Origin of the sequence: Neolewinella sp. (assembly GCF_965214665.1) — a bacterium.
Classification (GTDB): Bacteria; Bacteroidota; Bacteroidia; order Chitinophagales; family Saprospiraceae; genus Neolewinella.
In genome coordinates this window covers 2574712-2599285 of sequence record NZ_OZ243970.1, presented here as the reverse complement: position 1 = coordinate 2599285, position 24574 = coordinate 2574712, and the positions used below count along the sequence as shown (strand labels likewise).

Here is a 24574-nt window from a genome sequence, read left to right as displayed (position 1 = left end):
ACTCACAAACGCAACAACTAAAAAACCCAACCCCTCCAACCCCGGTTACTCCACAAACCCTTCCACATTTGAACCCTGCCGAGCAACTCCTGGAGCGGTACGCCGCGAGCGACCGCGTTGCCCAACTGACTTCCCTGACCAAGGCCGACGGTGATGCGCCGCGTATCCAACTCAAAGGATTGGCCGGTGCCCTGGAGAGCTTTCTCGTGGCCGGTTGCTACCGGAAGGTGGGCGGACACTACCTCGTGGTGGCTACCGATAAAGAGGAGGCTGCCTACATTCAGAATACCATCGCGGCGCTGCTGCCGAAAAAGCAGATACGCTTGCTGCCCGATAGCTTCCGGCGGCCGCTGTACTTCGAGGTGCTAGACCCAACGAACGTGCTGCTGCGCACCGAGACGATCAACTACCTGACGCACTCGCAGTCAAAGGGAGAGATCGTAGTGACCTACCCCGAGGCGCTCTTCGAGCAGGTGGTGGCTCCGGCGGTGCTGACGAAATCGCGGATCGAGATCCAGAAGGGGGAGGACATCGACGTCGATACCATCATCGAGGTGCTGGTGGAGTACGGCTTTAAACGGGAGGAATTCGTGTACGAGCCGGGGCAGTTCAGTATCCGGGGCGGAATCGTGGATATATTTAGCTACGGCAACGAGTATCCCTACCGGATCGAACTCTTCGACGACGAGGTGGAGAGCATCCGCACCTTCGATCCGATGAACCAGCTCAGTGTCGAGACGGTGAGCTACGTGAGCATCGTGCCGAACATCAACACCAAATTCGACCGCGATCAGAAGACGAGCATCTTTAACGTGCTGCCGGACGATACGGTGATCTGGCTCAAGGACTTTCAGCTCCTGCTCGACCGGCTTGGGGAGGCCTTCCGTAAGGCGGAGGAGTTCGGGAAGAACCTGACGCTGGTAGATGACGAGGAAATCAACCAGTTCTTTAGCGACCGCGCCTTTATCCGTCCGGGGGAGGTGCTGGAGGACGTAGCGGAAAAGCCCATCGTTTTCTTCAGCGACTACAAGCAGCCGGTGCCGATCGGCCACACCATCGACTGCCGAGCCAAGCCGCAGCCGAGTTTTAATAAGAACTTCGAGCTGCTGATCCGCAACCTGCTGGAGAATACCAGTTCCGGACTGACCAACTACATCTTCACCGATAACGCCAAGCAGATCGAGCGCTTTTACGCGATCTTCAACGACCTGAATGCCGAGGTGCGCTTCGAGCCCATACCCGTATCGATCCACGCCGGCTTCATCGACTCGGAGTTGGAGGCGGCTTGCTATACCGACCACCAGATCTTCGAGCGTTTTCACCGCTACAAGCTGCGGCGGGGTTTTACGCGCGACCAGGCGCTGAACCTGCGGCTATTGCGTGATCTCACCGCCGGGGACCTCGTGGTGCACATCGACCACGGGGTGGGCCGCTTCTCGGGGCTGGAAAAGCTGGAGATCAACGGCAAGGTGCAGGAGTCGGTCCGGCTGGTATACAAGAACAACGACATACTCTACGTCGGCATTAACTCCCTGCACAAGCTATCGAAGTACAGCGGCAAGGAGGGCCAGCTGCCCCGCCTCGATAAGATCGGCGGCGACCACTGGAAGAACCTCAAGTCGCGGACCAAGAAGAAGATGAAGGACATGGCCGGCGAGCTCATCAAGCTCTACGCCAAGCGGCAGGCCAGTCCGGGCCATGCCTTCCCCCCCGACGGCTACCTACAGAACGAGCTCGAAGCCAGCTTCATCTACGAGGATACCCCCGACCAGCTCAAGGCTACTAACGACGTGAAGGGCGATATGATGAAGCCCCACCCGATGGACCGGCTGATCTGCGGCGACGTCGGCTTCGGCAAGACCGAAGTAGCCCTGCGCGCCGCCTTCAAGGCCGCCGCCGACAATAAGCAGGTGGCCGTGCTGGTGCCCACTACCATCCTGGCTCTCCAACACTACCGGACCTTTAAGGAGCGGCTGGAGGAATTCGGGGTGACGGTCGATTACGTCAACCGTTTCCGCAGCACCAAGCAGAAGAGCGAGATATTCAGAAAAGTGAAGGAGGGCAAGCTAGATATCCTCATCGGCACCCACGCTATTTTGTCCAAAAAACTGGAGTTCAAGGACTTAGGCCTACTGATTATTGACGAAGAACAGAAGTTCGGCGTCAAGGCCAAGGAGAAGTTACGCGCCCTTACCGTCAACGTCGACACCCTCACTTTGACCGCTACACCCATACCGCGTACCATGCAGTTTAGCCTCATGAACGCCCGCGACCTGAGCGTGATACGCACCCCGCCGCCCAACCGGCAGCCCATCCACACCGAGGTAAGGCAGTTCAGCGAGGAGGTCATCAAGGAGGCCGTGGAGCAGGAGGTGTACCGCGGCGGGCAGGTCTTCTTCGTCCACAACCGCGTCAAGACACTGGTCGATATGGTGACGATGCTGCGCCGGCTCTGCCCCGACGTCCAGTTCGCCATGGCCCACGGGCAGATGGACCCCAAGGAGCTCGAGGAGACCCTCATCGAGTTCATCGACCGCAAGTACGATGTGCTGGTCTGCACCAATATTATCGAGACCGGCCTGGACATCGCCAACGCCAACACCATCATCATCAACAACGCCCACCAGTTCGGCCTCAGTGACCTGCACCAGTTGCGGGGTAGGGTGGGGCGGAGCAATAAAAAGGCCTACTGCTACCTTATTGCGCCCGCGCTTTCCGTCCTCACCCCCGAGGCCCGTAAGCGGCTGCGTACCCTGGAGGAGTTTGCGGACCTCGGCAGCGGCTTCAACATCGCCATGAAGGACCTCGACATTCGCGGTGCCGGCAATTTACTGGGCGGCGAGCAGTCGGGCTTCATCGCCGACATCGGCTACGAGACCTACCAGCGCATCCTGGAGGAGGCCGTGCGCGAGCTCAAGCAGACTGACTTCCGCGACGTCTTCGCCGACACCATGACCGAGGGCGCTGACTTCGTGCGCGATGTGACCATCGAGACGGACACCGAGATGCACATCCCCACCGATTACGTGCAGTCCACCCAGGAGCGCCTCCGCCTCTACCAGGATTTGGACAACCTTGAAGATGAAGCACGCCTACAGGCCTACGCCGAGGCCCTTAAGGACCGCTTCGGGCCCCTGCCGGTACAGGTCGAGGAGCTGTTTGACGGCCTACGGCTCCGCTGGCTCTGTCGCGAGCTCGGCTTTGACCGCGTCATTCTCAAGAACGACAAGCTAATTTGCTACTTCGTCGAAGATGCCCAGTCGCTCTACTACGACTCACAGATCTTCAAGGCGTTGAGCGGCATCATCGCACGCGAGGGCAAGTTGCGGGGCCTACAGTTGAAGCAGACGCCCCGTAGGCTGAGCTTGGTCAAGGAAAGAGTCTATAATCTTACCGCCGCACAGGATGCGCTAAAATCGCTGGCAAAAAGGGTGGAAGAGGTGATGGGGGAGCGGGAATTGGAGCGGGCGTGAGGGAGATCAGGGGCGGGTGCGCCGGTGCGTAGTAAATGTGAAGGGGCAATAGATAAGTTCGAAGGTACGTAGAGTTTATATACCTATACCTACCGATGCTGCGTACTCTTTCTCTATTTCTTTTGGTTACGTGTTCTAATACCTTATCGGCACAGGACTTACCCTTCAACATTGAGGTTGATGACCATAACATCGATGAACATTCAAACTCGTTGAATTATATCTCTGGGGCGGCAGGATTTTACATGATCTCTCCACTGGGTTGCCTGTACTACAGTACGAGCAAGGCGAATGTCAAGGAGATAGACTGCACCGATACGCCATACCCTTACCTGTTTCGCGCCACCGACGGATTTTACTGGATGTCCTATAGTGCATCGGCCGATGAGTATTCGCTCTACTTTCTACGGGAAGGAGAGGATAAGAAACTACTCGTCAAAACGCAGAGACAGCTAGGAGGCGCGACGGTCATGGAAGACGGAGACCTGCTCATTCATATCGGCAACAGCCTGCAACGCATAGATAATGGAGGTACTGCTAAGGTGCTGATCGACGAGGTCAGTACCACTGAAAACATAAGGTCTACCTTCTATAGCCGCTCAGGACAACATATCGCAGTAAGGGTAGGCGACAATATATTCGTAACGGATGGAACCCGCCCTGGCACGCGACTCGTGCACACTTCCACCTCCAGAAAATATCCGATGATCGTAGATAAAGACATCTACATTTTACAGGGCGACAGCCTGTTCCACTACGAGATGGGGCAGAGCGGGACTGCTAAATTGATTTACCATCCTGAACCAGCAATCTCAAAAAATAGCTACATATACTACTTGCACCAAGTAGGGAACAATATCCTATTTGTGCACGACCTGGATGATGAACGCGGAGTAGTAATGCGGGTTGACAGTTCAAAAGAAGTATCTCGCCTACGGATCGGTGAGGGAGGGCAGTATTGCCACGCCGACCCTTATTTCTGGTATCATACGCAAGTATACATCGATCCGCATACACTCATATTTAGGGGAGAAGGTTACGAAGGAGGAATATTGGTCACTGATGGTACCGATGAGGGTACAAGGCTACTTACGCCGGAGAGCAGCTTATTACGCGGAGAGGAGTTGACCTTCACCACTGGACTACAAGACAGTACAGTAGCGTTGATAACCAGCACACGCCGAGGGAATGCTAGATTTTACACCTACAATCTACAAAAGGGAGAGCTATCGCCTCCTACGTATTTACGGGGTGCGGAAGGGCCTCGGGGGATTCGGGGGATAGTAGAAACGGCGACCGATTTTTTGTTTGGTGATGAATCTACAGCCTACCAGTACACTAAAGCTACCGGGGCCATTGCTGAACTGCCGTACGGAATCAACTCTTCGTGGGGCCGGTCGAACCAAGGTGCAGGCTACCACTATGCTGTCTCCCACAACCGAGAGACGGGCACCGCACAGATTGTTTCGATTACTGACGAGGGAAGCGCATTGACTAGATTTGATCTGCCGCCGCCCTACGTGGCCGGGCAGTCCATCCGCTTATTTGCAACCGCGGGTGCGAACTACGCCGTTGCGCAGGATGAGCAGTCGAACCACTTCCTGTACCTGCTCGGGCCAGACCGGCAGAGTACAGGCTACCTGGGAAAGCTGCCCTCTACCTCGCGTAATAGTACGTACAGTGCCTTTCTGGGGGGTGGGGACGACGATCTTTACCTATACACCTATCGCGATATACTCTACCGGTACGCAAAGGACAGTGTAGTACGGATCACTGAGGAAGACTACATTAGATCTGCCGATACGTACCTTGGTAGGCTGAGTGGTACTGCAGCTTTCTCCTTTAACAGCACACTCATCTTTCCGGAACTACATCGACATGTAAACTTTCGCAATGTAAGTCGAAGTGGGCAGGTACAGTACTCATCCTTTGTCCCCCTAGCTGATCAGGCCTACATCGTACGTTACGAAAGCACAAAGGACCGTGATGGAGGTAGGGTAGGACTATATGCTGGCGGCCCCAATGAGGTCAATGAATTTGAGTTACTGATTGAGCATTCGGTAGAAGTTCAGCATACTGACATTGATCTACCGTTACTACGGCTTGATTCAAATTTGCTCTATACCATTCCAGCTGCGGACGGTAACGGTCAGTCTATGTACTGGCACCAATACGATGTTAGGCAGCGAGAGGTTCATCCAGTAAGGGCCCTGCGCAATAGCCCTTATCGGGGAGGGGGGGCTACAGTAGATGACGGAACGCTCTATTTCTTAACTACAAGGGAGTCGGAAAATGAACTGATCGGCTATACCCCCGGACGGGAGCAGTTCTTTGACTTTCCCGTAGAAGAAGATGAGGGACTGGTCGCAGTAATTAGCACTGAGCTGGGTAAGCTGGTCCTGACCACCAGTAGGTTGATCTCCATTGATCGACCGAGGGTACTGTTGACCCTTGAGGGGGGGCGTAAGATTGAACGAGGATATACGCTCGACGACGAGGTTTTCCTGGAAATATCCGATGGAGCTACGCTAGGATTCTACGTTTTTCACCTCGGCACAGACCGTCTAATCCCCCTTGCAACCGGGCTAAATGCCGTTAGAGGAGGAGACAAGGTCGGTAACAGTAGATCCATTGGTGGTACCGTTTTCTTCACCGCTGTGCAGGGGGAGCGGCAGGTATTCTACTCTTATAGTAGGGAGTTGCAGCGAATGTATGAGGTGGAGTCTATTTCCAAATATTGGTTACCGTACCAGGAGAAGCCGCTCATAGCTACCTACCAGGGGGAATTTATCTACCAAAGCCATAGCCGGCGGTACGGTACGGAGATTCACCGTTTCCGCCCCCCCTACACCCATCGAGTCTCGGGGACGGTATACAGCGATGTGAATGGCAACGGCCAGTTAGATAGCAACGATCGACCGGTCGCTAATGAACGAGTGACTGCGACGAACGGAAACGGAATAGCTAGCTTCACCGATAACCTAGGAAACTATACTCTTTACCTCGAAGCTTCCAAAAGCTACGAGATAACTGTAGCTACTCCGGACTGTCATACGTCTCCATCATCTTTTTCGTTTACGACTACAAAGGGGCAGGATAGTATAGTTCGCAACTTCCTGCTCAGTCCAAATTATGGAGATACCCACCTCACCCCCCGCCTAGAATCCGCCACCGCCCGCTGCGGCTTCACCGTCCCCTTCTGGCTCACCGTAAGCAATGACGGCTGTCAGCCGCAATCCGGCACCGCAACGTTGGAACTGCACCCGGAGGCGGAGTTCGTGGAGGCGGCCACCGCACCGACGGAAGAACAGGATGGCATATACACCTGGGCCTACACCGACCTCCAACCCGGCCAGCACTACCAGGTCAAACTGCAACTGCGCATGCCCGATGAGAACTTCGCCGGGCAGGAAATCCCCATGCTCGCTCACACGCTGACTACCGATAGCGAAGGCACCGAAGTCCGCGACACTTTCCAGTACGCCGACGTCCTCCGCTGCGCCATCGACCCCAATGACAAACGCTCCTGGCCCGCCCGGCCCGAGGAGACCGGCAGCAACTACACCCAACTCAACGAGGCGATCACCTACATGATCCGCTTCCAGAATACGGGCAACGATACGGCCTTTACGGTGCGACTCGAAGACCAACTCTCCGATCAGCTCGACCTGGAAACCTTTAAACCTCTCACCGCCAGCCACGACTACCACGTCACACTCGCGGACGATGGCAAGCTGGAGGTACTCTTCCCCAACATCTTGCTAGTCGACAGCCTCACCAACGAACCGGGCAGTCATGGCTTCTTCACCTTCGAAATCCTGCCGAAGGAAAACGTCGAGGACTTCACCGCCATCGAAAACACGGCCGGTATCTACTTCGACTTCAATGCGCCGGTAATTACGAATACGGTGACTAACACCATCGTCGAAGTGCTGGATGGGGATAAGGATGGCTATTTGTTCTACGCTGACTGCGATGATACCGACGCGGCGATTAATCCCGGTATGACGGATATTGTGAGCAACGGCATCGATGAGAATTGCGACGGGGTAGATGGGGTGACTTCCCTGACCGCTTTCAGTGCCCACCTTTTGCGCCTATCTCCAAATCCTACACGCGATAGACTCTCCGTTGCACTATCGCGGGATGCGATCTTTCAGTACCAACTCGTGAGTTTACAGGGCCAACTGGTTGATCGGGGGTGGCTCCAACAGAGTACTGAATTATCCCTTGCTGGCCTCCCCCCAGGTGTCTACCTGCTACGCATGATGGATGAGCGGGGGGGCGCTCTGACCCGGCGGGTGGTGAAGCAGTAGCAACGCCATAGAGCGTGCTGCGATTTCAGTAAGATCAACGAAAGAGCCAAAAATCTCATTAGAGTTGTTGTAAACGTGAGGTTGGGGGTTACTGCACCAGTTTTGGCACCAAAACGGTGGGTTTGTGGTCCATAAAGGAGTAAGCGGCCAGTGCGCCTAGCATATGAGCCATCGCATTTTGTGGGCTGCGGTGCCGCGTGTGTTCCAGATCAAATACTGTCGTCAAGATATCAAACACCGACTCGATTACGCCGCGTCTGAAAAGCTGGTATTTCTCCTCCACCGGCATCAGTTTATTCTTCATATTCTTGCGCATCTTCGTCACTAATTTGAGTCCCCGTTGGTACAGTTCGCCAAATATCTTCGATAGATATCCTTTGTCGCCGTAACAGTTGCCTTGCAGTTTAAGCAGCACATGTTGTAAGACCTCCGCATTGGAATCAGATACATTTCCCGGTGTAAATTGAAAGTTCATAATTTGCCCCAGGTTGTTGATCACTAGGTGAACCTTCATCCCGTAAAACCAGCCGGTAGAAGTGCGGCCCCGCTCGGCTAGGCCCTGAAAACCTGGTGGTTATGGATGCGTCGGTTGTCACAAACGGGCAGCTTCTTCGAATCGATGAAATAAATAGTAGTAGGCTGAGCCTGCAACGTTTGCCATTTGGCAAAAACATACAAATAAGGAACCGCTTTTGAAATCAACTGCAAAAAACGTTTGTAGGAAACCTGACGCAGGAAATAGGTGAGTAGGTCTGAGTGTACCTGCTGTTGGTAGTAGTACTGGAAGCATTTGTAGCCCGAGTAATGGTAAAAAATGATAATCGCGAGAATTTCACTGCGGTCCATTATTCCCTCGAAGCGGGGCTTGATGAACTCACTATCGGGATGCTCAACGAGCCACTGATCCAGCGAGTGGCAAAAATCGTCTACGGTGACGAAGATCTCGATTAGTTTAGCTGCTTTATCTTTGGTCAGCATGAGGCGCGGAAGTTCGTTTGGTGGAAGTTCAGATGTCCTCTAAGGTATCCACTTCCCGCCTCATCTTACCTAACTGCCTGATCTACAGCAGTTATACCCCCAGCCTCACGTTGGTTTAATAATTGGGGACACTACAGACAGCACCGCTACGTAGCTTAGCGAAAACGCACTATGCATACAACCATTCACTCCACGGAAATGCAGCAGGTGCTCACAGCGCTCTTCCGACAACACGACTTTACCGACAAGAAATCCCAAACACTAGCCGAGGTCCACACCGAGAATACCCTCTACGGCGTCAACTCCCACGGCATCGACCGGGTGCCGAAATTCATTGACTACGTACGGGAGGGCATCGTCAACCCCGCCGCGGAAGCTGAATGCCTATCCACCTTCGGGAGCATCGAGCGGTGGGGGGGTAATAGCGGACCGGGCGTGCTCAACGCCATAAGCTGTACCGACCGGGCGGTGCAACTAGCAAAGACCCACGGCATGGGCCTGGTCGCCCTCCGCCACACCAACCACTGGATGCGCGGCGGCTACTACGGTTGGCGTGCGGCGCGGGCGGGATGTATCGCGATCCTGTTTACCAACACCCAGCCCAATATGCCGGCCTGGGGCGGTAGGGAAAGTCGGACGGGCAATAACCCGTTGGTAATCGCCATTCCGCGTCCGGCGGGCCACGTGGTACTCGACATGGCCATGTCGCAGTACGCTTTCGGCAAGATCAACGCCTACCGTTTGCGGGGGGAGCAGCTGCCCTTCCCCGGCGGCTGGGACGCGGCCGATGAGCTCACCACCGACCCGGAAAAGATATTAGCCCACGAGCGCGGCCTCCCGATCGGCTACTGGAAGGGCTCGGCGCTCTCCATGGTCCTGGACATGCTGGTCACCCTGCTCGCGGCCGGCAATTCTACCTACCGCATCGGCCAGCTCGACCACGAAACCGATATTTCACAGGTCTTTCTCTGCATCTCGCCGGAGGTGTTCCCGGACCGGGCACTACAGGATCAGTTACTACAGGAGATCATCGACTACACCCACAGCGGGCCGGCTATGCGGGAGGGCCAAAGGACGTACTATCCCGGAGAACGATCACTGGAGCAGCGGCAACATAACCTTACGCACGGCATGCAGGTAGATGAGCAGGTGTGGAGCGAGGTGATACGTTTGCTAGAGTAGTCTCCTTACCCGTCACGCCAAAGCGGGCGGGGCCGCCCCTACGCGAAGGAAGAATTGTACATCGGCGGCCGCACCCCGGAACGACGGGAATTTATGGACCTGACGGCGGAGCTGTCCGACTGGCACATGTCGGTACGTAAGCTACTGGCCGACCTGGTGCCGCTGCCCGGGCGGCTTGCCAAATGGTTGTTCGGCTGAACACCCCCTACCACCGCCAGGTAACCCCCACCCCCACGTCAATCCCCGGTGCCCCGATCCCACTGGCGAACCGCCAGTAAAACCGGTCCGCCAAATTCTCCCCCTTCAGCTGCACCGCCAGCCGCTCACTGACCGCGTACTCCCCGTACACACTTACCGTCCACCAGCCCGGACTGCCCTGCTCCAGGGGCGTCAGCTCCGGATTGTCCGCGCTACCGACGCGGTCCAGCACGTAGCCCGTAGCCGCCGTGCCCGTGATTTCATTGACCGCATAATCTTCCAGTTGCTTGCGTAGCTGCCCCTCCAGCCGCAGCTCGCCCGACCAGCGGCCCGTCGCATAGCGCACCCCCGCGCGCCCGTAAGCCGGAGGGATGTGGTCCTGCGGCAGGGTAAGCTCCCGCCCGTCCGGGGTGGCCTGCCGACGGCGGCCGCGCAGCCAGTGGGCCTCGGCGCGGACTTCCCAGGCGGGGGCTAGGGTCCAGGCGGCTACCAGATCGAGGCCGTAGACCCAGGCGCGCTCGGCGTTGACGTTGGTATCCACAAAGAGGGTATCCCCCCGGCTCACAAAGGCGCTACGGCCATCGGGCAGGGTGCCGGCGCGGCGAATGATCGCATCGGTGAGTAGGGTGCCGTAAGCGGTAAGCTCCGCACGCACGGCCCCCGCGGTGCGCGAATACGCCAGGTCTAAAGTAGTAGAGCGCTCGGGTTGCAGCTCCGGATTTGGCACCTGGATACGCCCGCTCTGCTCGCGAAATTTGGCAAAGTCATCCACATTCGGGGCACGGAAGCCCTGGGCCAGCAGCAGCCGCAGCCCGTGCCCAGCCCGGCGGTACCGTAGCCCCAGCGCGCCGGTCACCGCTGATGACGGACTGACAATGCCCGCCACGTAGTCCGCCGGCCACTCCACCGGATCGTCCGCTCCGAAGGTGGCCCTCAGCCGCTGGTAGCTGTAGCGCAGGCCGCCGCGTAGCTGCCAGTAGGTACCTAGTTCGCGGCTTAGGTCTGCGTAGGCCCCGCCGCCCGCCAGTCCGCTGCCCTGACTTGGATAGCGCGTCGGCTCCGCGACCGGACTGGCCTCAGCAGCTACCCGATCCGCCCGCCCATCAAAACCGTAGCGTAGTTCGGTCCGGTCGCCCAGGCTCTTGGCGTAGTCAAGTTGCGCATTCCAGCTCCCTACGTCGACCAGGCTCTCCTCCAGTACCGGACTGCCCAGTCGCCGCTGCAACCGATCTTCCTCGACGAACTGATAGGAGACCAGGTAGGTCGCCACGTCATACAGTCCCGTAGGCCGCCGGTCGTCCAGCCGCAGACTAGCCAGCACCCGCGTCTGCGGACCGTAATCCCACCGCGCCCACCGCAACTGCCCGCCCCGCCGTTCGATCAGGGCATCGTAGCGGGGCACGTCGCCGGTGGTGGAGAATTGCAGATTAGCTCCCAGTTCGAGCCCCTCCCGTAGCCGAAAGCGCACCTTCTGCAGCAGGTTGTACTGGGTGTAGCCACTGCCCACCTGCCGCCGCGGATTTGGATTTTCGACCACCCCATCTCCCTTTACGTACTCCGCCCGTAGCCCGAAGTCGCCGTATTTGCGCGGTCGGTTCCCCCCCGCCCGTAGGTCTCCGAAGCGGGTCAGGGCGTACTGTGTCGTAGCCGCCCAGCGTGCGCCCCCGTAGTCTACCCCGCCGGCCAGATTTACCGACCGTGCCGCACTCCCGAAGTTGCCCTGCACGTAACCCATCGTGCCTCCCTCCGGCCGGTAGTCCGGTTGCCGCGTGCGGAAGTGCACCACCCCCCCGATGGCATCGCTACCGTAGGCCAGAGCCCCGGCCCCGTAGATCACCTCGATCCGCTCCAGCGCGTTGGGGTCTACCGTGATGGCATTTTGTAGGTGGCCGTTGCGGTAAATAGCATTGTTCATCCGCACCCCGTCCACCACCAGCAGCACCCGGTTGGCCTCGAAGCCGCGTAGCACCGGACTGCCCCCGCCAAGTTGTGATTTCTGTACGTAGACCCCGCTGAGTGACGACAGCGCATCAGCCGTCGTCAGGCTCTGCACCCGCCGCCGCTCCGCATCCTGTACCACCTCCACGCGGTAGGGTAGCGTACCCGCCGCCTCATCGCGCCGCCCCACTACTACCGCCGACTCCAGCAGGATGCTACTGTCGATGGCGAGCTTGCTGTCCTGCAATTCACCCTGCACCTGCGCCCCCGCCCCCTGTGCGAGTAGTAGTAACGTCAGCAGCGTTCCGCCCTTAACCCCCTTAGCCCCTGACCCCATTACTCCTTGGGAATAAGCACGTACCCCGTGCGCGCCAGCTCCCCAAAATCGTCGTAGCTCACCGTCACGTACCCTCCGTTGCCCCAGTTGCGGCCCAGACTGCTGCGCAGCTCGAAGGTTTCGGCCTCCCCGTCGTAGCCGATCACGGTGAGGTAGTGCGTCTCGTCGCCGCCGGTGCCGGTGGGTTCGTAGGTGCCGCCCTGCACATCGGTGAAGCTGGCGTCGGTCTGCAGTTCCACCAGTACGGGATTGCCACGACTCAGCGCCTTGCGCGTCTCGAACACCCGGTTGCGCGCCTTGGTCTCCGGCCGGAAGAGGTAGCCGAAGTTGTTGATCCCGAAGCGCGCCACAGAGTACACCGAGTTGGGGATGGTCGAGCTATTGTAGGGGACGATGGCCGCCGATACAGTGCCGGAGTTGATGAGCAGGCCGAGTCCGTCCACCAGATTGGGGCGCTGTCCGGCATTGGCCAGGCTCATGGCAATGTAGTCGGGGCTGAGGTTATCCTTGAAGTTGTTGTTCAGGTTTACGTAGTACTCCAGGCAGTCGGCCAGGGCGTAGGCCCACTCCATGCCCATCTGCGGTACTTGCCGGATCGGCATCATATACGGCTTGATGTTCTGCCGTAACAGCTCCTCCCGCGACGCACTCCCGATGCCGGGGATGTAGTACATCAGCTGATCGATGGCGGCGAGGTCATCCAGTCCCTGCAATTTTTCCACGCTTTTGGCGGCCCCGTAGGGCTGTTGGGCGCGTACGCAGGTGCAAAGTAGTAGGAGCAGTAGCGAGAACGCTAGACGGTGGGGGGTGGTCATGTTGGCTTCAGTGCTTGTGTCGGGGGTAGAAACGGCGAAGGTAAAACACAAGGTATGTAGCCTTTGACCGTGACTTACTTTCGCCTCCCCATGACCCGCCTAGCCCCCACCCCCTCCGGCTACCTCCACGCCGGCAACGCCGCTAACTTCGCCGCCAATGCCCTGCTGGCCGAACGGTACGGCACGGGACTACTGCTGCGCATCGACGACCTGGACCGTGCCCGCTTCCGCCCGGAGTACCTGGAAGACGTGTTCGCGGTGCTGGACTGGCTAGGGACCCAACCTACCCAGGGCCCCCGGGACCCAGCTGACTTTGAGGCTCACTGGTCACAGGAGCACCGGATGCCGCTGTACCGTGATGCCCTGGCTCACTTGTACCGCACCTGGCTTACATCAGGGGCCCCTACCCCTGCTGACGCAGCCCGACTCTTTGCCTGCCCCTGCTCCCGCAAGGAACTCGCCGATGGCCGCCACGCCTACGACTGCCCCACCGCCGCTATCCCCCTCGATCGGCCCGGAGTCGCCTGGCGCATCAACACCCGCGGACTGCCCCTACACGACCAAATGCCCGACTTCGCGGTGCGCAAAAAGGACGGCCGACCGAGCTACCAGCTGGCCTGTACGGTCGACGATCTGCACTATGGCATCACCCACTGCGCCCGGGGGGAAGACCTGCGGGCGAGTACGGCGGCCCAAAGCCTGCTATCCGATTTACTTGGCTACCCGAAGCTCGAGCAGCGTATTCACTTCGTCCACCACCCGCTGCTGCGTGAAGGCGGGGACAAGCTTTCGAAGAGTCAGGGGGCCGTGCGGGTGTGGAACGCGGGCTTCACGCCGGAGCAGCTTTTCGAGCTGGCGCGGAAATGGCTCACCGCGTCAGGCGCTGCTTGAGGCGGCGTAGGCTATTGACGAACCGCCGCTGGGGCGTGAGCCAGGGGTACATCAACTGGTAATCGGTGTACTGCGGGTACTTCTTCTGCTGGATGGCCGTATCGGGCCGGTACGTTTCTAAAAAATGGGTGACGTAATCTGCATCGATGGCACCGGGGGCTAGCGGTTCCTTCGGAGCCAGGCCGATACGCTCCAGGCCGGCGGCGATCTCCTGGCGCTTGAATTCCCGGTCGATGAGCAGGTTATCGGCGAAGCTCTCTCCCAGCTCGGCCCCCAGTAGGGCAGCGCGAAAGTCGGCGTCCTGGGCCTGCTGACTGCGCCAGTAACCCTGCATCTCCGGGCGCACGGTGTGGTGCTTGTGGTAGTGCAGAAAGGTCTTGCGGGCGATATCGTGGTAGTACTGCTCGAAATCGTGCAGGCCCACCACGATGGGCGTGCGGTACATCTGGTAGCCGCGGGTAAGCATACTGCGCCGCGTGACGTCCTCAGGGCGCAGGGCCGTACCATCTTCCGGGATACCGATAGTTGCCATACCGGCCACCTTACTCCGGTAGATGCCAGTGCCCGCCGTGCGGATGATGGGGATGAACTTATCGACCGTAAGTCCCTGCACGAACCAGACGTTGTCGGGTACCTTGGCAGCAATTTCGTAGAGTTGCCGCATGCCCTCGGCGTGCACGAACACGTCGGCGTCGATGCAGAAGGTCCACTCGCAGCCACTGGCCGCCGCCAGTCGGAAGGTTTTGTCGATGGCTTTGGCAAAGGGCCGCTCCTCGACCTGCACTACCCGGTGGGCGGGCACGAAACTGCGGATCAATTCAGTGCAGGCGGCTACGGTGCGCTCGCCGGCGCTGCGTACTACCCAGAAGGTGTCTTGGGTCCAGGCTTGGTCGTTCATTTTACTGCGATTGCTTTGAAGGCGCGTTTGGACACTGCGTGCTAAACTGAAAAATGAACCACAGAGGTCGCGAAGGGTCACAGAGCTATACGCGATCACGTCTCTGCGTCCCTCTGCGCGCTCTGTGGTAGTTATTCTGCTCACCGTGCTGCACCTGCGTTTGCGCACTATCATTTAGTTAAGCCGCAGCCACTGCTCCAAGAACACCAGGTGATACGCCTCCTCCCCAGTAATCTGCCGAAAGTCCACCGGCCCGGCCACGATACCCAGCTTCACCAACTCACCCCGGTTCACGAAGTCCTGGTAGGCCGGTCCCTTCAGCGCATCGCGGTGCTGAAAGCCGAATCCCTGCTTACCCCGCTCCAGTACGCTGGCCGGTAGCTTGCCGCTCAGTTTATCGTATAGCATCCGCTTGGGTTGCTTCGGGTCGAAGTACCGATCGCTCGGCAGACTGTACACGAACTCGAATAGCTCGTGGTCCAAAAAAGGCACCCGCACCTCCAGGGAGTGCAGCATACTGGATGAGTCCGCCCGCTGCAGGCAGTTGTCCAGCATGAAGGTGTCAATGTCGAGGCGCTGCCACGACTTAATCTTGTCGTCCGACTGCCCGTAGTGCCGGTCGAAGTAGTCATAGGCCCGCCCCTCCAGCCGACCGAGCCACTCTGGCGAGAGGATGCCCCGCCCGCGCAGGTAGTGGTACACCCCGGTCTGCTCGCGGGCGTACACCTCCAGCCGTTGCTCGCGCAGCGAGGCCTGTCCGCGCAGGGCCCGCAGGTAGCTCCGCGGACCGGCCCGCCAGTCGTTGAGTTGGGCATACCAGTGGTAACCGGCCAGCAGCTCATCGCCACCATCGCCGCCCAGCACCACCTTGTGGGTCCGCGCGGCGTACTCGGCGATGTAATGGTAGGTCAGCTGGCTACTCACCGCGAAGGGCTCATCGTAGTGCCCCACCAGCCGCTCGATGAGGGGGAATACCTCGTCCTCGTAGTGCAGCAGTTTGACGTGGTGCTCCGCCCCCAGCGCCCCCGCAATGGTCGCGGCCGGATGGTGCTCGCTCCGTTCACTACCCGCAAAACCCAGCGAGAAGGCGTCCACCTCCTGCCCCAGTTCGCGCATGTACAGCAGCACCGCCGAGCTATCGTAGCCCCCGCTCAGGAATAGCCCCACCGGCACGTCACTCACCAGGTGCTGCCGTACGGCTTGCCGCATCAGCTCGTCCGTGCGCTCCAGGGCGGCGGGGTAGGGAAGGGGTTCGATCCGTTCGGGTAGCGACCAGTAGCGGACCATACGTTGGGCCCCGGTAGCAGCATCGACCTCCAGGTAGTGGGCCGGCCGTAGTTTGTGCAGCCCCTCCCAGACTGTATCCGGGTGCGGCACGTAGGAGTATAGGAAGTAGTCGGCCAGCGCGTCCTCCCGCAGCACCTTTTTCAGGGCGGGGTCGCGGGTGCAAGCCTTAATTTCGGAGGCGAACACCAGCCGCTCGGCATCCGCATGGTACACGAGGGGTTTGATGCCGAAGCGGTCCCGCACCAGCACCAGCTTGCCCCGCCGCTCATCCCAGAGGCCGAAGGCGAACATGCCCTTGATGCGGCCCAGCAGCCCCTCTGTTCCCCACTCCTCGTAGCCGTGCACTAATACCTCGGTGTCGGTGGTGGACTGAAAGTGGTGGCCGGCAGTCAGTAGCTGCTCGCGCAGCGGACCGAAGTTGTATATCTCGCCATTGAAGGTGATCCACACCGTGCCGTCTTCATTAGACATCGGTTGGTGGCCGCGCTCGCTGAGGTCCAGGATGGACAGCCGGCGGTGCCCCAGGGCGAGGCGACCGTCGTGGCGTAGTTCGGTGCCGTAGCCGTCTGGGCCCCGGTGCACCAGTGTGTCGCGCATGGCGTCGAAGAGCGCCCGGTCTACCGTACCCCGAAAGTTGAGCTGGCCGATGATTCCGCACATGGCTTAGGGAGCTTGGGGGGGAGTGAGGGAAAGTGAGAAACTGTCCTGGGCAACGGTCTGGTACCGCAGCCCGGGCAGGATCACCTTTTCCCGGTACACGACCTTCAGGTGGTGTAGGCCGGCTTTGTGGAGGTTACGCTGGTTAGGGCCCTGCTGCATGTGGGGCGGCACGGCAAGTAGGCTGATGAGCTCCGGATCGTAGGCGTTCTTATTGCTGATGAAGGAGGTCAGGAATGCTAGGAACTCCTTCGCGTCGGCCTCATCGTAGCGTTCCATACCCGCCTGGTTGCGGAAGTCATCAAGAAGGGTCTGGTTGTCCTCGGCACTACGGCTAGACCAGTCGCGCAGCAGCCCCAGTAGGCTCACGTCATCGCACTGCCCGTAGGTATTGGCCAGCGTTTTTTCGTGGGTCAGAAAGTAGAAGCGGTTCTTAGCAAAGCCGGTGTCGTAGGGAGAAAAGTAGGTAGCGTCGAGCTCCGTTTCTTCCCCGCGGTCGTTGACGAGGAAGAAGGCGTAGTGGTTGATGAAGCCACAATCGTACCAGGCCAATTTGCCGATGTGTACGGCTAGGGGCAGTAGCAGGAGAGTCAGCCAGTACACCCCGCGCGATCGCCAACTGAATAGCGGCGCCACATCCTGCCTACGGAATACCAGGAAGTAGATGAAGACCAGCTCCAGCAGCGACCATTGCCAAAACAGGATCCCGCTGAATAGGTACACAAAGAGGTGGAAAATCATAAGCGTGAGCGATACGGCGATGGCCGTGGGGCGGTTCACGAACAGCAGCGGCGGCAGTAGAATCTCGAGCACAATCGTGCTCCAGAGCATGGGCTGCTGAAAGGTGACCAGGAAGTCTGCCAAGAAAAGCTTCGTCCCCTGCGACCAACCCGCCAGCCAGCCGGCATCAAGGGCGGCGGCAAAGAGGTTGTACAGGCTGTTCTGACTTGGCCAGTCCAGCTCCAGTTTACCGATGCCCCCCATGATGTACCACAGACTCAGCGGGGCCATCATCAGTGGCACCAGCAGGTAATACGGCTCCCGGATGCGGACGAAGCGCGAGGCCACCAGGAAGCACCATGCCAGCGCCAGGATGTGCGGGAAGATGTACTTGTGCACGTGGTCGTAGCCGATCAGGTCGGGCTGCCGCAGCTGGCCGGTCAGGAGGACCAGATCGATCAGGAAAATCGGTAGGTAGAGCGGCCGCACGATGGCCAGTACCCCGAGGCCCACCAACAGCAGCCGGTCGGCCACCATCCAGTTGTTGTAGTAGTGGTTGTAGTCCAGCAGGCCGATGGTGTACATCTGTAGGCCCACCGCCATGATCAGAAGGGCACGGGCTTCGGCCGGTAACTCGCCTAGACCGATGCCCCGCCAGCGGTCAAGTACGATACAGCCCAGGCCGAGCAGGAAATAGCTTACGATCCGTGTCCCGTTCAGCCGGCCCGCCAGATTAACGGCGGCCACCCCCTCGTAAAAGGTCTCGTAGATCGGCAGGCCCTTCAGCAGCTGGTCCATGAAGAAGGTGCCTAGTAGGGACACGAGCAACAGCACCAGCGTGCGCAGGTAATCCGATCGGTCGTGGGGTAGGGCGGTGAGGTCGAGCAAGGCGGGCGGGTGGTATTAGACTTCTCCGAGCCCCATACCGGCGAACTCCGCACGAATCGCCGCGATGTTACTGATGTGGCTGTAGTCCTTGAGCAGCTTGTAGGTCTTTGGCTTCGGCGTAGGGATTGACTCGACGCCCAGGTGCTGCCAGATGGGGTCGTAGGAAAAGTCGGCCGCCGTGATCTGCTCGTAGGTCAGCTCCAGGTACGGGTGCTGGTGCTTGGCCAGCAGGGCCTTCCATTCCGCCACATCGTCGCGGGTACGCAGCACAAAGTCGCGTAGGGTGGGGATGTCAATCTCGATCGCCGGCTTTTTAATGTCCGGCGACTTCGATACCCACTGGTCCAGCATCCGCGCCTGGTACCAGGAGATGCCGGCGGCCAGTAGGTTTTCGCGGTGTAGGACTAAAATGCTATAGGTGGGATCATCCCCCAGGAAGATCTCCTCGATCTCGTCACGGTACATTGTCCCCCCGTGGAATTTTATCCCGATCATCGACCGGTGGCTGTCGTAGCCCTGCGATCGGTAAAACGACTCGATGACCGCAGCGGTATTGCGGGGCTCCCGCTCGTCGGGCTGCTCCTGTAGCGTATCGAAGCGCTGGCGGCCTTCGACGCTATCGTCGAATAACTGACCCGTGAAGGGTAGCATGCCCATCTCCTGGAGCTGCCGCTGGTACTCGGGGTCATCACGCAGTATCTGCCCGCGCATGATCACCTCGGGGTGCTGATTGAATACGCTGGTGAGCATATTGCTCCCGCTGCGCTGGTGGCAGATCAGGGCGAAGCGGCGGGTAGGGAAAAAACCTAGTTTTCGTCCGCTAGTAATGGTGTTGCGTAGCGTACTGCGTACGTGGCCCTTGACGCGTCCTGGTATCATTGGGTAGGAAATTTTCAGTTTACGGATTGGGGGCGGTAACCCGGGCGGTCTCCCAGCTACAGGCTGGGGGAATAAAGAAGCCGTGGCGGTTGGCCTGGGGGAGCAGACCGCTGCCGTACACGTCTTTTTCGAGCACGATCATGGTGGCGGCGTTGAAGATGCGGTCCTCGGCCACCGTACTTGTACCTGCCCACAGGTCGATAAGGTAGCGGTCCGGGATCAGGTTCAGTGCCGGTAGCTCTACGACCAGCGTACCGTGCCCCCGGTGGGCCGACAGCGGCCGGCCTTGGATGCGGTTATCCAGCGTCATCACCACCTCGCGGTAGTTGCGACTGAACTTGATAGCCACCTGTAGACTCGGAATGTCGGCCGTAGCCTCGTAGTCCAGTTCCAACAGGAGCGGTTCGCCGGCGTAGACCCCACCACCGTAGTTGAGCCGCACGTCGGTGAAGCGGAACCGCCCGCCGCCCTCGCGGTCCGTACGCGCTCCGAGCACCTCCGACTCGGCGGCCAGTAGGCTGCCCTCGCGGTAGCGCCCGATGGCCCCACCGACGGTACCGTCGTAGGCTACCCGGCCCCCGTCCATCAGAATGCAGCGTCCGCAAAGCCCCTCCACCGCGCTCATGTTATGACTCACGAAGAGGATGGTACGCCCCTTCTCCTTCACACTATCCATCTTGCCTAGGCACTTTTGCTGGAAGGCCAGATCCCCCACGGCCAGTACCTCGTCGATGATGAGGATTTCCGGGTCCAGGTGGGCCGCCACGCTAAAGGCCAGCCGCACCTTCATGCCCGAGGAGTAAAACTTCACCGGCGTATCGATGTGCTTCTCGATGCCGCTAAAGTCCACGATCTCGTCGAAGCGCTCCCGAATCTCCCGGTTGGTCAGCCCCAGCACCGCCCCGTTCATGAATACATTGTCCCGCCCCGTCAGGTCCTGGTGAAACCCTGTACCTACCTCCAATAGGCTTGACACCCGCCCCTCGATGCTAATCTGACCCACTGTCGGCGGCGTGATCCGGCTCAGAATCTTCAGCAGCGTACTCTTCCCCGCCCCATTATGACCGACCAGCCCCAGCACTTCCCCCTGCCGCACGCTAAAGTCCACCTCCCGCAGCGCCCACAGCACACTCTCGTCGTCCTCCCCGAAATTCTTCCGCTGCGCCAGCTCCCGAAAGTTCCTGAGGGGGTAGGTCACCAACTTCCCCACCCGTCCCAGCAGCGTATCCGCCTGCTCCCGACTTCCTAACCGGTACCGTTTCCCCACCCCACTCACCTCGATCACCGTATCCTTCATAATTAGTCTTCTATCCTGCTACTTGCCGCCCATCACCGTCAGGTGATGGCCCTTCGTGTCCTCCCCCTGAAGACACCTATAACGACGGCTCTGTGAAACCTCAGTGACACCCTCCGTGTGGCCCCTCTAGGGGACTCCGTGGTGAGTTTGCCGCTTTAAATCTTTAAGCCAAATCAGCAAAGTGCCGCTCCACCCGCCGAAAGTAAAAGCACCCCACCAAAAAAATAATCACCGAGACCGCCCCTCCCGTAGCGACCCATTCCCACGGAAACGGCCGCGTCTGCAGAAACATCGACCGCATGCCCTCGATCACCCCCACCATGGGATTGAGGGCGTACACGCTGTGGTAGGCCTCCGGGATGACGGACATGGAGTACACTACCGGCACCGTAAACATCAGCAGCCGGACCAAAAAGGTCATCGCGTAGTTCACATCCCGGTACTGCACGGCCACCGCCGCCAGCAGACAGCCCGCTCCGATACTTGTGAGCACCAGGATCAGCACCAGCACCGGCAGCATCAGCACCGTCACGCTCGGCACCTGCCCGTAGTAGATCAGCAGGCCCACTAGCACCAGGAAGGCTACCCCGAAGTCAAGCAATTTGCTCAGTACGGCGGCTAGCGGCAGGATCAGGCGCGGAAAATACACCTTGCTAATCATGTCGCGGTTAGCCACCAGCGAGGTGGTCGCATCGGTCAGGATACCGCTGAAGTAGGTCCACACCACCATGGCCGTGAAGCTGAACAGGATGTAGGGCGTCCCGTCACTGTCTAGCTTAGCGAGCTCACCGAACACCAAAGTGAAGAGCAGCGCCTGAATCAGTGGATTGGCCACCGCCCAGCCCACGCCCAGCACGCTCTGGGCGTACTTGATCTTGATGCCCCGTACGGAGAGGAAGTAGAGCAGGTCGCGGTACTGCCAGAGCCCCTTGAGGTCGAGGAGCTGCCAGCCACTGACCGGTTTGATTATCGTAGTCGCCGCTGAGGGCATGACACAGTAGTTGAAGCCCCAAAGATAGACCAAGCTCTCCCAACCCCTTTATCTTCGCCGCCCGCTATGAAGAAACTCATCAAGTTCGACATCGTCCACCCCGCCAAGTACCTGCAGCAGAAGCAGGCCGCCGCCCCGGAGATCCACGCGATGGACCTACCCACCTACCGGCAGTGGCTGCTCGACCTGTTCTCCAACTACGGTGATTACTACACCTACTACCTCAACCAGAACGGCCACTGGGAAGCCGAGGAGTACTTCTTTCATGATCCAGTGTTCACCCGCAAGGTGGCCCAGCACCTCTTCGGTGGCACCCGCGCACGCGCCCTGGAGTTTAGCTTTCGTGCCTACCGACGGCTCACCGGCCGCCACCGCGCCTGGCGGAGTTACGTGGCCGATGCCTACATCCGCCACCGCCGGCCCGACGTGCTCTTCGCCCGCTCCCAGCCCCAGCCCTCCGCCTTCTGGCAGCCCTACCGCAAGGATGCCCTGCTGGTGGCCCGCCTCAGCGCCCGCCTGCCGTACGAGTGGCACCCCAACGATTTCGACCTCATCTACACCGATCAGCCCCACTTCAAGCAGATTTTTGAGGTGCACGGGGTGGAGAGTATTCTGAATGACCAGGGCTTCGAACCCCGCATTCTGGATCACCTGCAGGAAGGGAATCCCAGTCCGGGCGTAGTCTTCGTGGGCGGACTGGGTACCGAAAACTTTGCCGCCCGCACCGAGTTCTTCGAGCGACTGGCCGGGCGCACCAAATTTACCTGGTGGGGCTACTGGTGGGAGCACGGGGGGGATGGCCGTACGCTACAGGATTTCCCCAACCTGGCCGCCGGCTTCCGGGGCGTTACCAGCGGACTGGAGATGTACCAGACCTACCACGACGCCGACATCTGCCTCAATGACTACGTCGACATCGCCGGTACCGTCGGTTTTAACCAGCGCATGTTCGAGGTGATGGGCGTGGGCGGCTTCATGCTTACGCGGATGGCCCCTAACCTGGCGGCTACCTTTCCGCAGGGCATATTTGCCACCTATACTGATGAGGAGGACTGCATCAAGCAGATCGATTACTACCTGGCCCACCCCGAGGAGCGCGCCGCCATTGCCGCCCGCGGACAGCAATTTACTCTTGAAAACTACAGTTACGAGCGGATCGCCGCAGATTTCTCCGCTGACCTGCTGGCCCGGTTAGCCGAGAGGGACACGAAGTGACCCCGGAGTTTCCGCACGGGATTAAATACCATACGCAGCCCGAACCGGCGATCCGCCCGAAACATTTGCCGCAGATGGCGCGCCGTCTGCCGCCACTGCCGCTTTTCCCGGTAGTGCTGACTCAGGTGCCAGTGCAGCGTTGCCTTACCCCGGGTCAGCTTACTGCTGTGGCGCGTGGCTGGGAAGTGGGTAGCGTAGATGTCGGTGTCGCGCAGCTCCTGCTGCAGGATGGACAAATCCTTGCGGAATATCCGCTGGAATCCCTGGGGCGAGATGTAGTAAGCCGCCGCCGGGTGGGCGTCGTAGTACACCGGACCGTTCCGACTAAGGTGTAGGATCAGCGCATAGTCAGCCGCTACGATGTAGTAAAACCAGTCGGGCAGGTCCCGCAGCTGGGCGGTTCGGTACATGATGCTGCCGATGAAGGGATGCAGGTAGCTCCCCACAGCCAACTGCTCGTGGGTGTACTGTCCCGTCTCACTTCCCCCCACGCTCTCCGACATATACGTAAGTCGGTCCTCCCCGGGTGCCGGGGGATCATCGTACACCATCTGGGCATCGTGCAGACACATACTCAGCTCCGGTTGTGCCTCCATGCGGTCGTACTGCCGCTGGAGTTTGTCGGGGTCGGTCCAGTAGTCATCGCCGTCGAGCATGGCGGTATACTTACCGCGGCAATTCAGCAAATTAGTCGTGTTGTTGGTGCGGCCGGGCACCTCACGGCGGTAGCGCCGGGGGTGTAGGATAAGGTGGATCTTGTCTGGGTAGCGGCGGGCGTAGTCGCGCAGGACTGCCTGGGTACCGTCGCTGGAGCAGTCGTCACCGATTATAATCTCGTACTCGAAATCAACGCGCTGGTCCAGCACGCTATCGATGGCCCGCCCGATCAGGTCGCGCTGGTTGTAGGTGATGATGCTTACGCTCACCGCGGGTAGGGCAGGACTATGCACAATAGCTGAATTTAAGGGCGTTCGCACTCACCGGGTTCTCGTCATTAGGGTCGGCTGCTTCCTGCTCCCTGTACCGCGCGGGGGCCTCCGCCGCCGGGATCACCCGGAAGTCGAAGCTCACCCGGCTTTTGCCGGTCGTATTATTCTTCGCCCCGTGGGAAAGCGTGCTGCCCCGAAAGCGCGCGAACTGACCGGGCTCGGCTTCTACCGGCTGGTAGTCGCCCCTGCCTTCCTCGGTTTCGATCCAGAAGGTATTCGTGCCGAAGGCCGGCGTGAGGGCCACCCAGTAGTTCACCTCCGCCGGATCGTGGCCGTAGTCGGCGTCGCGGTGAAAGCGGCTCTGCCCCGGGACGTCGGCAAACAGGATGCGGTGGCTCGGCTTGGTCTGGTAGTAGATGGGCGCGTCGTACTGCGGCCGGATCACCTCCCGCACGAAGCGCTCGTAGGTGGCGTAAAATTCCTGCCCCGCGGGCGAGCTCAGGCCGGCGTACATCGCCTTGAACACGGGCGACTGCTCCATATTCTTGTATAGCGAGTTGGCCAGGGCGGGGTCGCTGTCGTAATCGGCGTGCAGCGTTTCCAGCTCCTGGGTGCCGATGTACTCACCGATCAGTCTCCCGAAGGGGTAGCGCGCGGTATTGTAGTTGAATAGGGTAGTCTTCAT

Annotated in this window: 16 protein-coding genes and 1 pseudogene; 6 read left to right on the top strand and 11 right to left on the bottom strand. The window is 59.4% G+C overall.

All coding sequences use genetic code 11. From position 1 onward, the window contains the following. Positions 1–68 precede the first annotated feature (68 nt). Together mfd and ACOOHD_RS11275 are read left to right on the top strand one after the other, a co-directional pair. The gene (gene mfd / locus ACOOHD_RS11280; protein WP_420457980.1) at positions 69–3473 is read left to right on the top strand and encodes a transcription-repair coupling factor; all 3405 of its coding nucleotides are present in this window, start codon (positions 69–71) and stop codon (positions 3471–3473) included. Positions 3474–5629: 2156 nt separating this feature from the next. After that, positions 5630–7789: a DUF7619 domain-containing protein gene (locus tag ACOOHD_RS11275; protein WP_420457979.1), complete on the top strand. Its 2160-nt coding sequence runs from the start codon at positions 5630–5632 to the stop codon at positions 7787–7789. Positions 7790–7877: 88 nt separating this feature from the next. Here ACOOHD_RS11275 and ACOOHD_RS11270 read toward each other — a convergent pair. Continuing rightward, positions 7878–8767, bottom strand: a pseudogene (locus ACOOHD_RS11270) (IS982 family transposase). Positions 8768–8938: 171 nt separating this feature from the next. Between ACOOHD_RS11270 and yiaK the strand changes: the two are divergent. Beyond that, positions 8939–9949: a 3-dehydro-L-gulonate 2-dehydrogenase gene (gene yiaK / locus ACOOHD_RS11265; protein WP_420457978.1), complete on the top strand. Its 1011-nt coding sequence runs from the start codon at positions 8939–8941 to the stop codon at positions 9947–9949. Positions 9950–10003: 54 nt separating this feature from the next. Next, complete coding sequence (locus ACOOHD_RS11260) at positions 10004–10147, top strand: hypothetical protein (protein ID WP_420457977.1); 144 nt, start codon at positions 10004–10006, stop codon at positions 10145–10147. Between the two features lie 7 nt (positions 10148–10154). Here the strand turns inward: ACOOHD_RS11260 and ACOOHD_RS11255 are convergent, their stop codons facing one another. Both ACOOHD_RS11255 and ACOOHD_RS11250 read right to left on the bottom strand, forming a co-directional pair. Further along, positions 10155–12422 (bottom strand): TonB-dependent receptor plug domain-containing protein, encoded by a 2268-nt coding sequence (locus ACOOHD_RS11255; RefSeq protein ID WP_420457976.1) that lies wholly within the window; start codon positions 12420–12422, stop codon positions 10155–10157. Then, positions 12422–13237, bottom strand: a complete 816-nt coding sequence (locus tag ACOOHD_RS11250; RefSeq protein ID WP_420457975.1) for a C1 family peptidase — start codon at positions 13235–13237, stop codon at positions 12422–12424. The genes ACOOHD_RS11255 and ACOOHD_RS11250 overlap by 1 nt, the downstream gene beginning before the upstream one ends. Before the next feature lie 90 nt (positions 13238–13327). Between ACOOHD_RS11250 and ACOOHD_RS11245 the strand changes: the two genes are divergently transcribed. Beyond that, entirely contained in the window at positions 13328–14128 is an 801-nt protein-coding gene (locus ACOOHD_RS11245; RefSeq protein WP_420457974.1) for a glutamate--tRNA ligase family protein, read from the top strand. Here the strand turns inward: ACOOHD_RS11245 and ACOOHD_RS11240 are convergent. The 6 genes from ACOOHD_RS11240 to ACOOHD_RS11215 all read right to left on the bottom strand — a co-directional run bounded on the left by ACOOHD_RS11240 (position 14106) and on the right by ACOOHD_RS11215 (position 21745). Further along, the gene (locus ACOOHD_RS11240) at positions 14106–15026 is read right to left on the bottom strand and encodes a hypothetical protein (protein ID WP_420457973.1); all 921 of its coding nucleotides are present in this window, start codon (positions 15024–15026) and stop codon (positions 14106–14108) included. The genes ACOOHD_RS11245 and ACOOHD_RS11240 overlap by 23 nt on opposite strands. Positions 15027–15200: 174 nt before the next feature. After that, positions 15201–16973: an asparagine synthase (glutamine-hydrolyzing) gene (gene asnB / locus ACOOHD_RS11235; protein WP_420457972.1), complete on the bottom strand. Its 1773-nt coding sequence runs from the start codon at positions 16971–16973 to the stop codon at positions 15201–15203. A gap of 3 nt (positions 16974–16976) precedes the next feature. Then, complete coding sequence (locus ACOOHD_RS11230) at positions 16977–18578, bottom strand: hypothetical protein (protein ID WP_420457971.1); 1602 nt, start codon at positions 18576–18578, stop codon at positions 16977–16979. A gap of 15 nt (positions 18579–18593) precedes the next feature. Beyond that, positions 18594–19457: a sulfotransferase gene (locus tag ACOOHD_RS11225; protein ID WP_420457970.1), complete on the bottom strand. Its 864-nt coding sequence runs from the start codon at positions 19455–19457 to the stop codon at positions 18594–18596. A gap of 19 nt (positions 19458–19476) precedes the next feature. Continuing rightward, complete coding sequence (locus ACOOHD_RS11220; protein WP_420457969.1) at positions 19477–20754, bottom strand: ABC transporter ATP-binding protein; 1278 nt, start codon at positions 20752–20754, stop codon at positions 19477–19479. A gap of 163 nt (positions 20755–20917) precedes the next feature. Beyond that, a complete protein-coding gene (locus tag ACOOHD_RS11215) occupies positions 20918–21745 on the bottom strand; it encodes an ABC transporter permease (RefSeq protein ID WP_420457968.1) in 828 nt (275 codons plus the stop codon). A 66-nt stretch (positions 21746–21811) separates the two neighbouring features. Between ACOOHD_RS11215 and ACOOHD_RS11210 the strand changes: the two genes are divergently transcribed. Then, positions 21812–22960: a glycosyltransferase family protein gene (locus ACOOHD_RS11210; RefSeq protein ID WP_420457967.1), complete on the top strand. Its 1149-nt coding sequence runs from the start codon at positions 21812–21814 to the stop codon at positions 22958–22960. On the opposite strand, the gene ACOOHD_RS11205 is transcribed toward ACOOHD_RS11210, so the two are convergent. After that, positions 22891–23910: a glycosyltransferase family 2 protein gene (locus ACOOHD_RS11205; protein WP_420457966.1), complete on the bottom strand. Its 1020-nt coding sequence runs from the start codon at positions 23908–23910 to the stop codon at positions 22891–22893. The two genes, ACOOHD_RS11210 and ACOOHD_RS11205, sit on opposite strands and share 70 nt — an antisense overlap. Beyond that, positions 23903–24574: a hypothetical protein gene (locus ACOOHD_RS11200; protein WP_420457965.1), complete on the bottom strand. Its 672-nt coding sequence runs from the start codon at positions 24572–24574 to the stop codon at positions 23903–23905. Before ACOOHD_RS11200 ends, ACOOHD_RS11205 begins: the two co-directional genes overlap by 8 nt.

Coding starts and splice junctions, on each gene's coding strand:
- ACOOHD_RS11200 (WP_420457965.1), bottom strand. CDS start 24,574: ATGAAGACTACCCTATTCAACTACAATACCGCGCGCTACCCCTTCGGG.
- ACOOHD_RS11215 (WP_420457968.1), bottom strand. CDS start 21,745: ATGCCCTCAGCGGCGACTACGATAATCAAACCGGTCAGTGGCTGGCAG.
- asnB (WP_420457972.1), bottom strand. CDS start 16,973: ATGTGCGGAATCATCGGCCAGCTCAACTTTCGGGGTACGGTAGACCGG.
- ACOOHD_RS11245 (WP_420457974.1), top strand. CDS start 13,328: ATGACCCGCCTAGCCCCCACCCCCTCCGGCTACCTCCACGCCGGCAAC.
- ACOOHD_RS11210 (WP_420457967.1), top strand. CDS start 21,812: ATGAAGAAACTCATCAAGTTCGACATCGTCCACCCCGCCAAGTACCTG.
- ACOOHD_RS11275 (WP_420457979.1), top strand. CDS start 5,630: ATGTACTGGCACCAATACGATGTTAGGCAGCGAGAGGTTCATCCAGTA.
- ACOOHD_RS11220 (WP_420457969.1), bottom strand. CDS start 20,754: ATGAAGGATACGGTGATCGAGGTGAGTGGGGTGGGGAAACGGTACCGG.
- yiaK (WP_420457978.1), top strand. CDS start 8,939: ATGCATACAACCATTCACTCCACGGAAATGCAGCAGGTGCTCACAGCG.
- ACOOHD_RS11255 (WP_420457976.1), bottom strand. CDS start 12,422: ATGGGGTCAGGGGCTAAGGGGGTTAAGGGCGGAACGCTGCTGACGTTA.
- ACOOHD_RS11240 (WP_420457973.1), bottom strand. CDS start 15,026: ATGAACGACCAAGCCTGGACCCAAGACACCTTCTGGGTAGTACGCAGC.
- ACOOHD_RS11250 (WP_420457975.1), bottom strand. CDS start 13,237: ATGACCACCCCCCACCGTCTAGCGTTCTCGCTACTGCTCCTACTACTT.
- ACOOHD_RS11225 (WP_420457970.1), bottom strand. CDS start 19,457: ATGATACCAGGACGCGTCAAGGGCCACGTACGCAGTACGCTACGCAAC.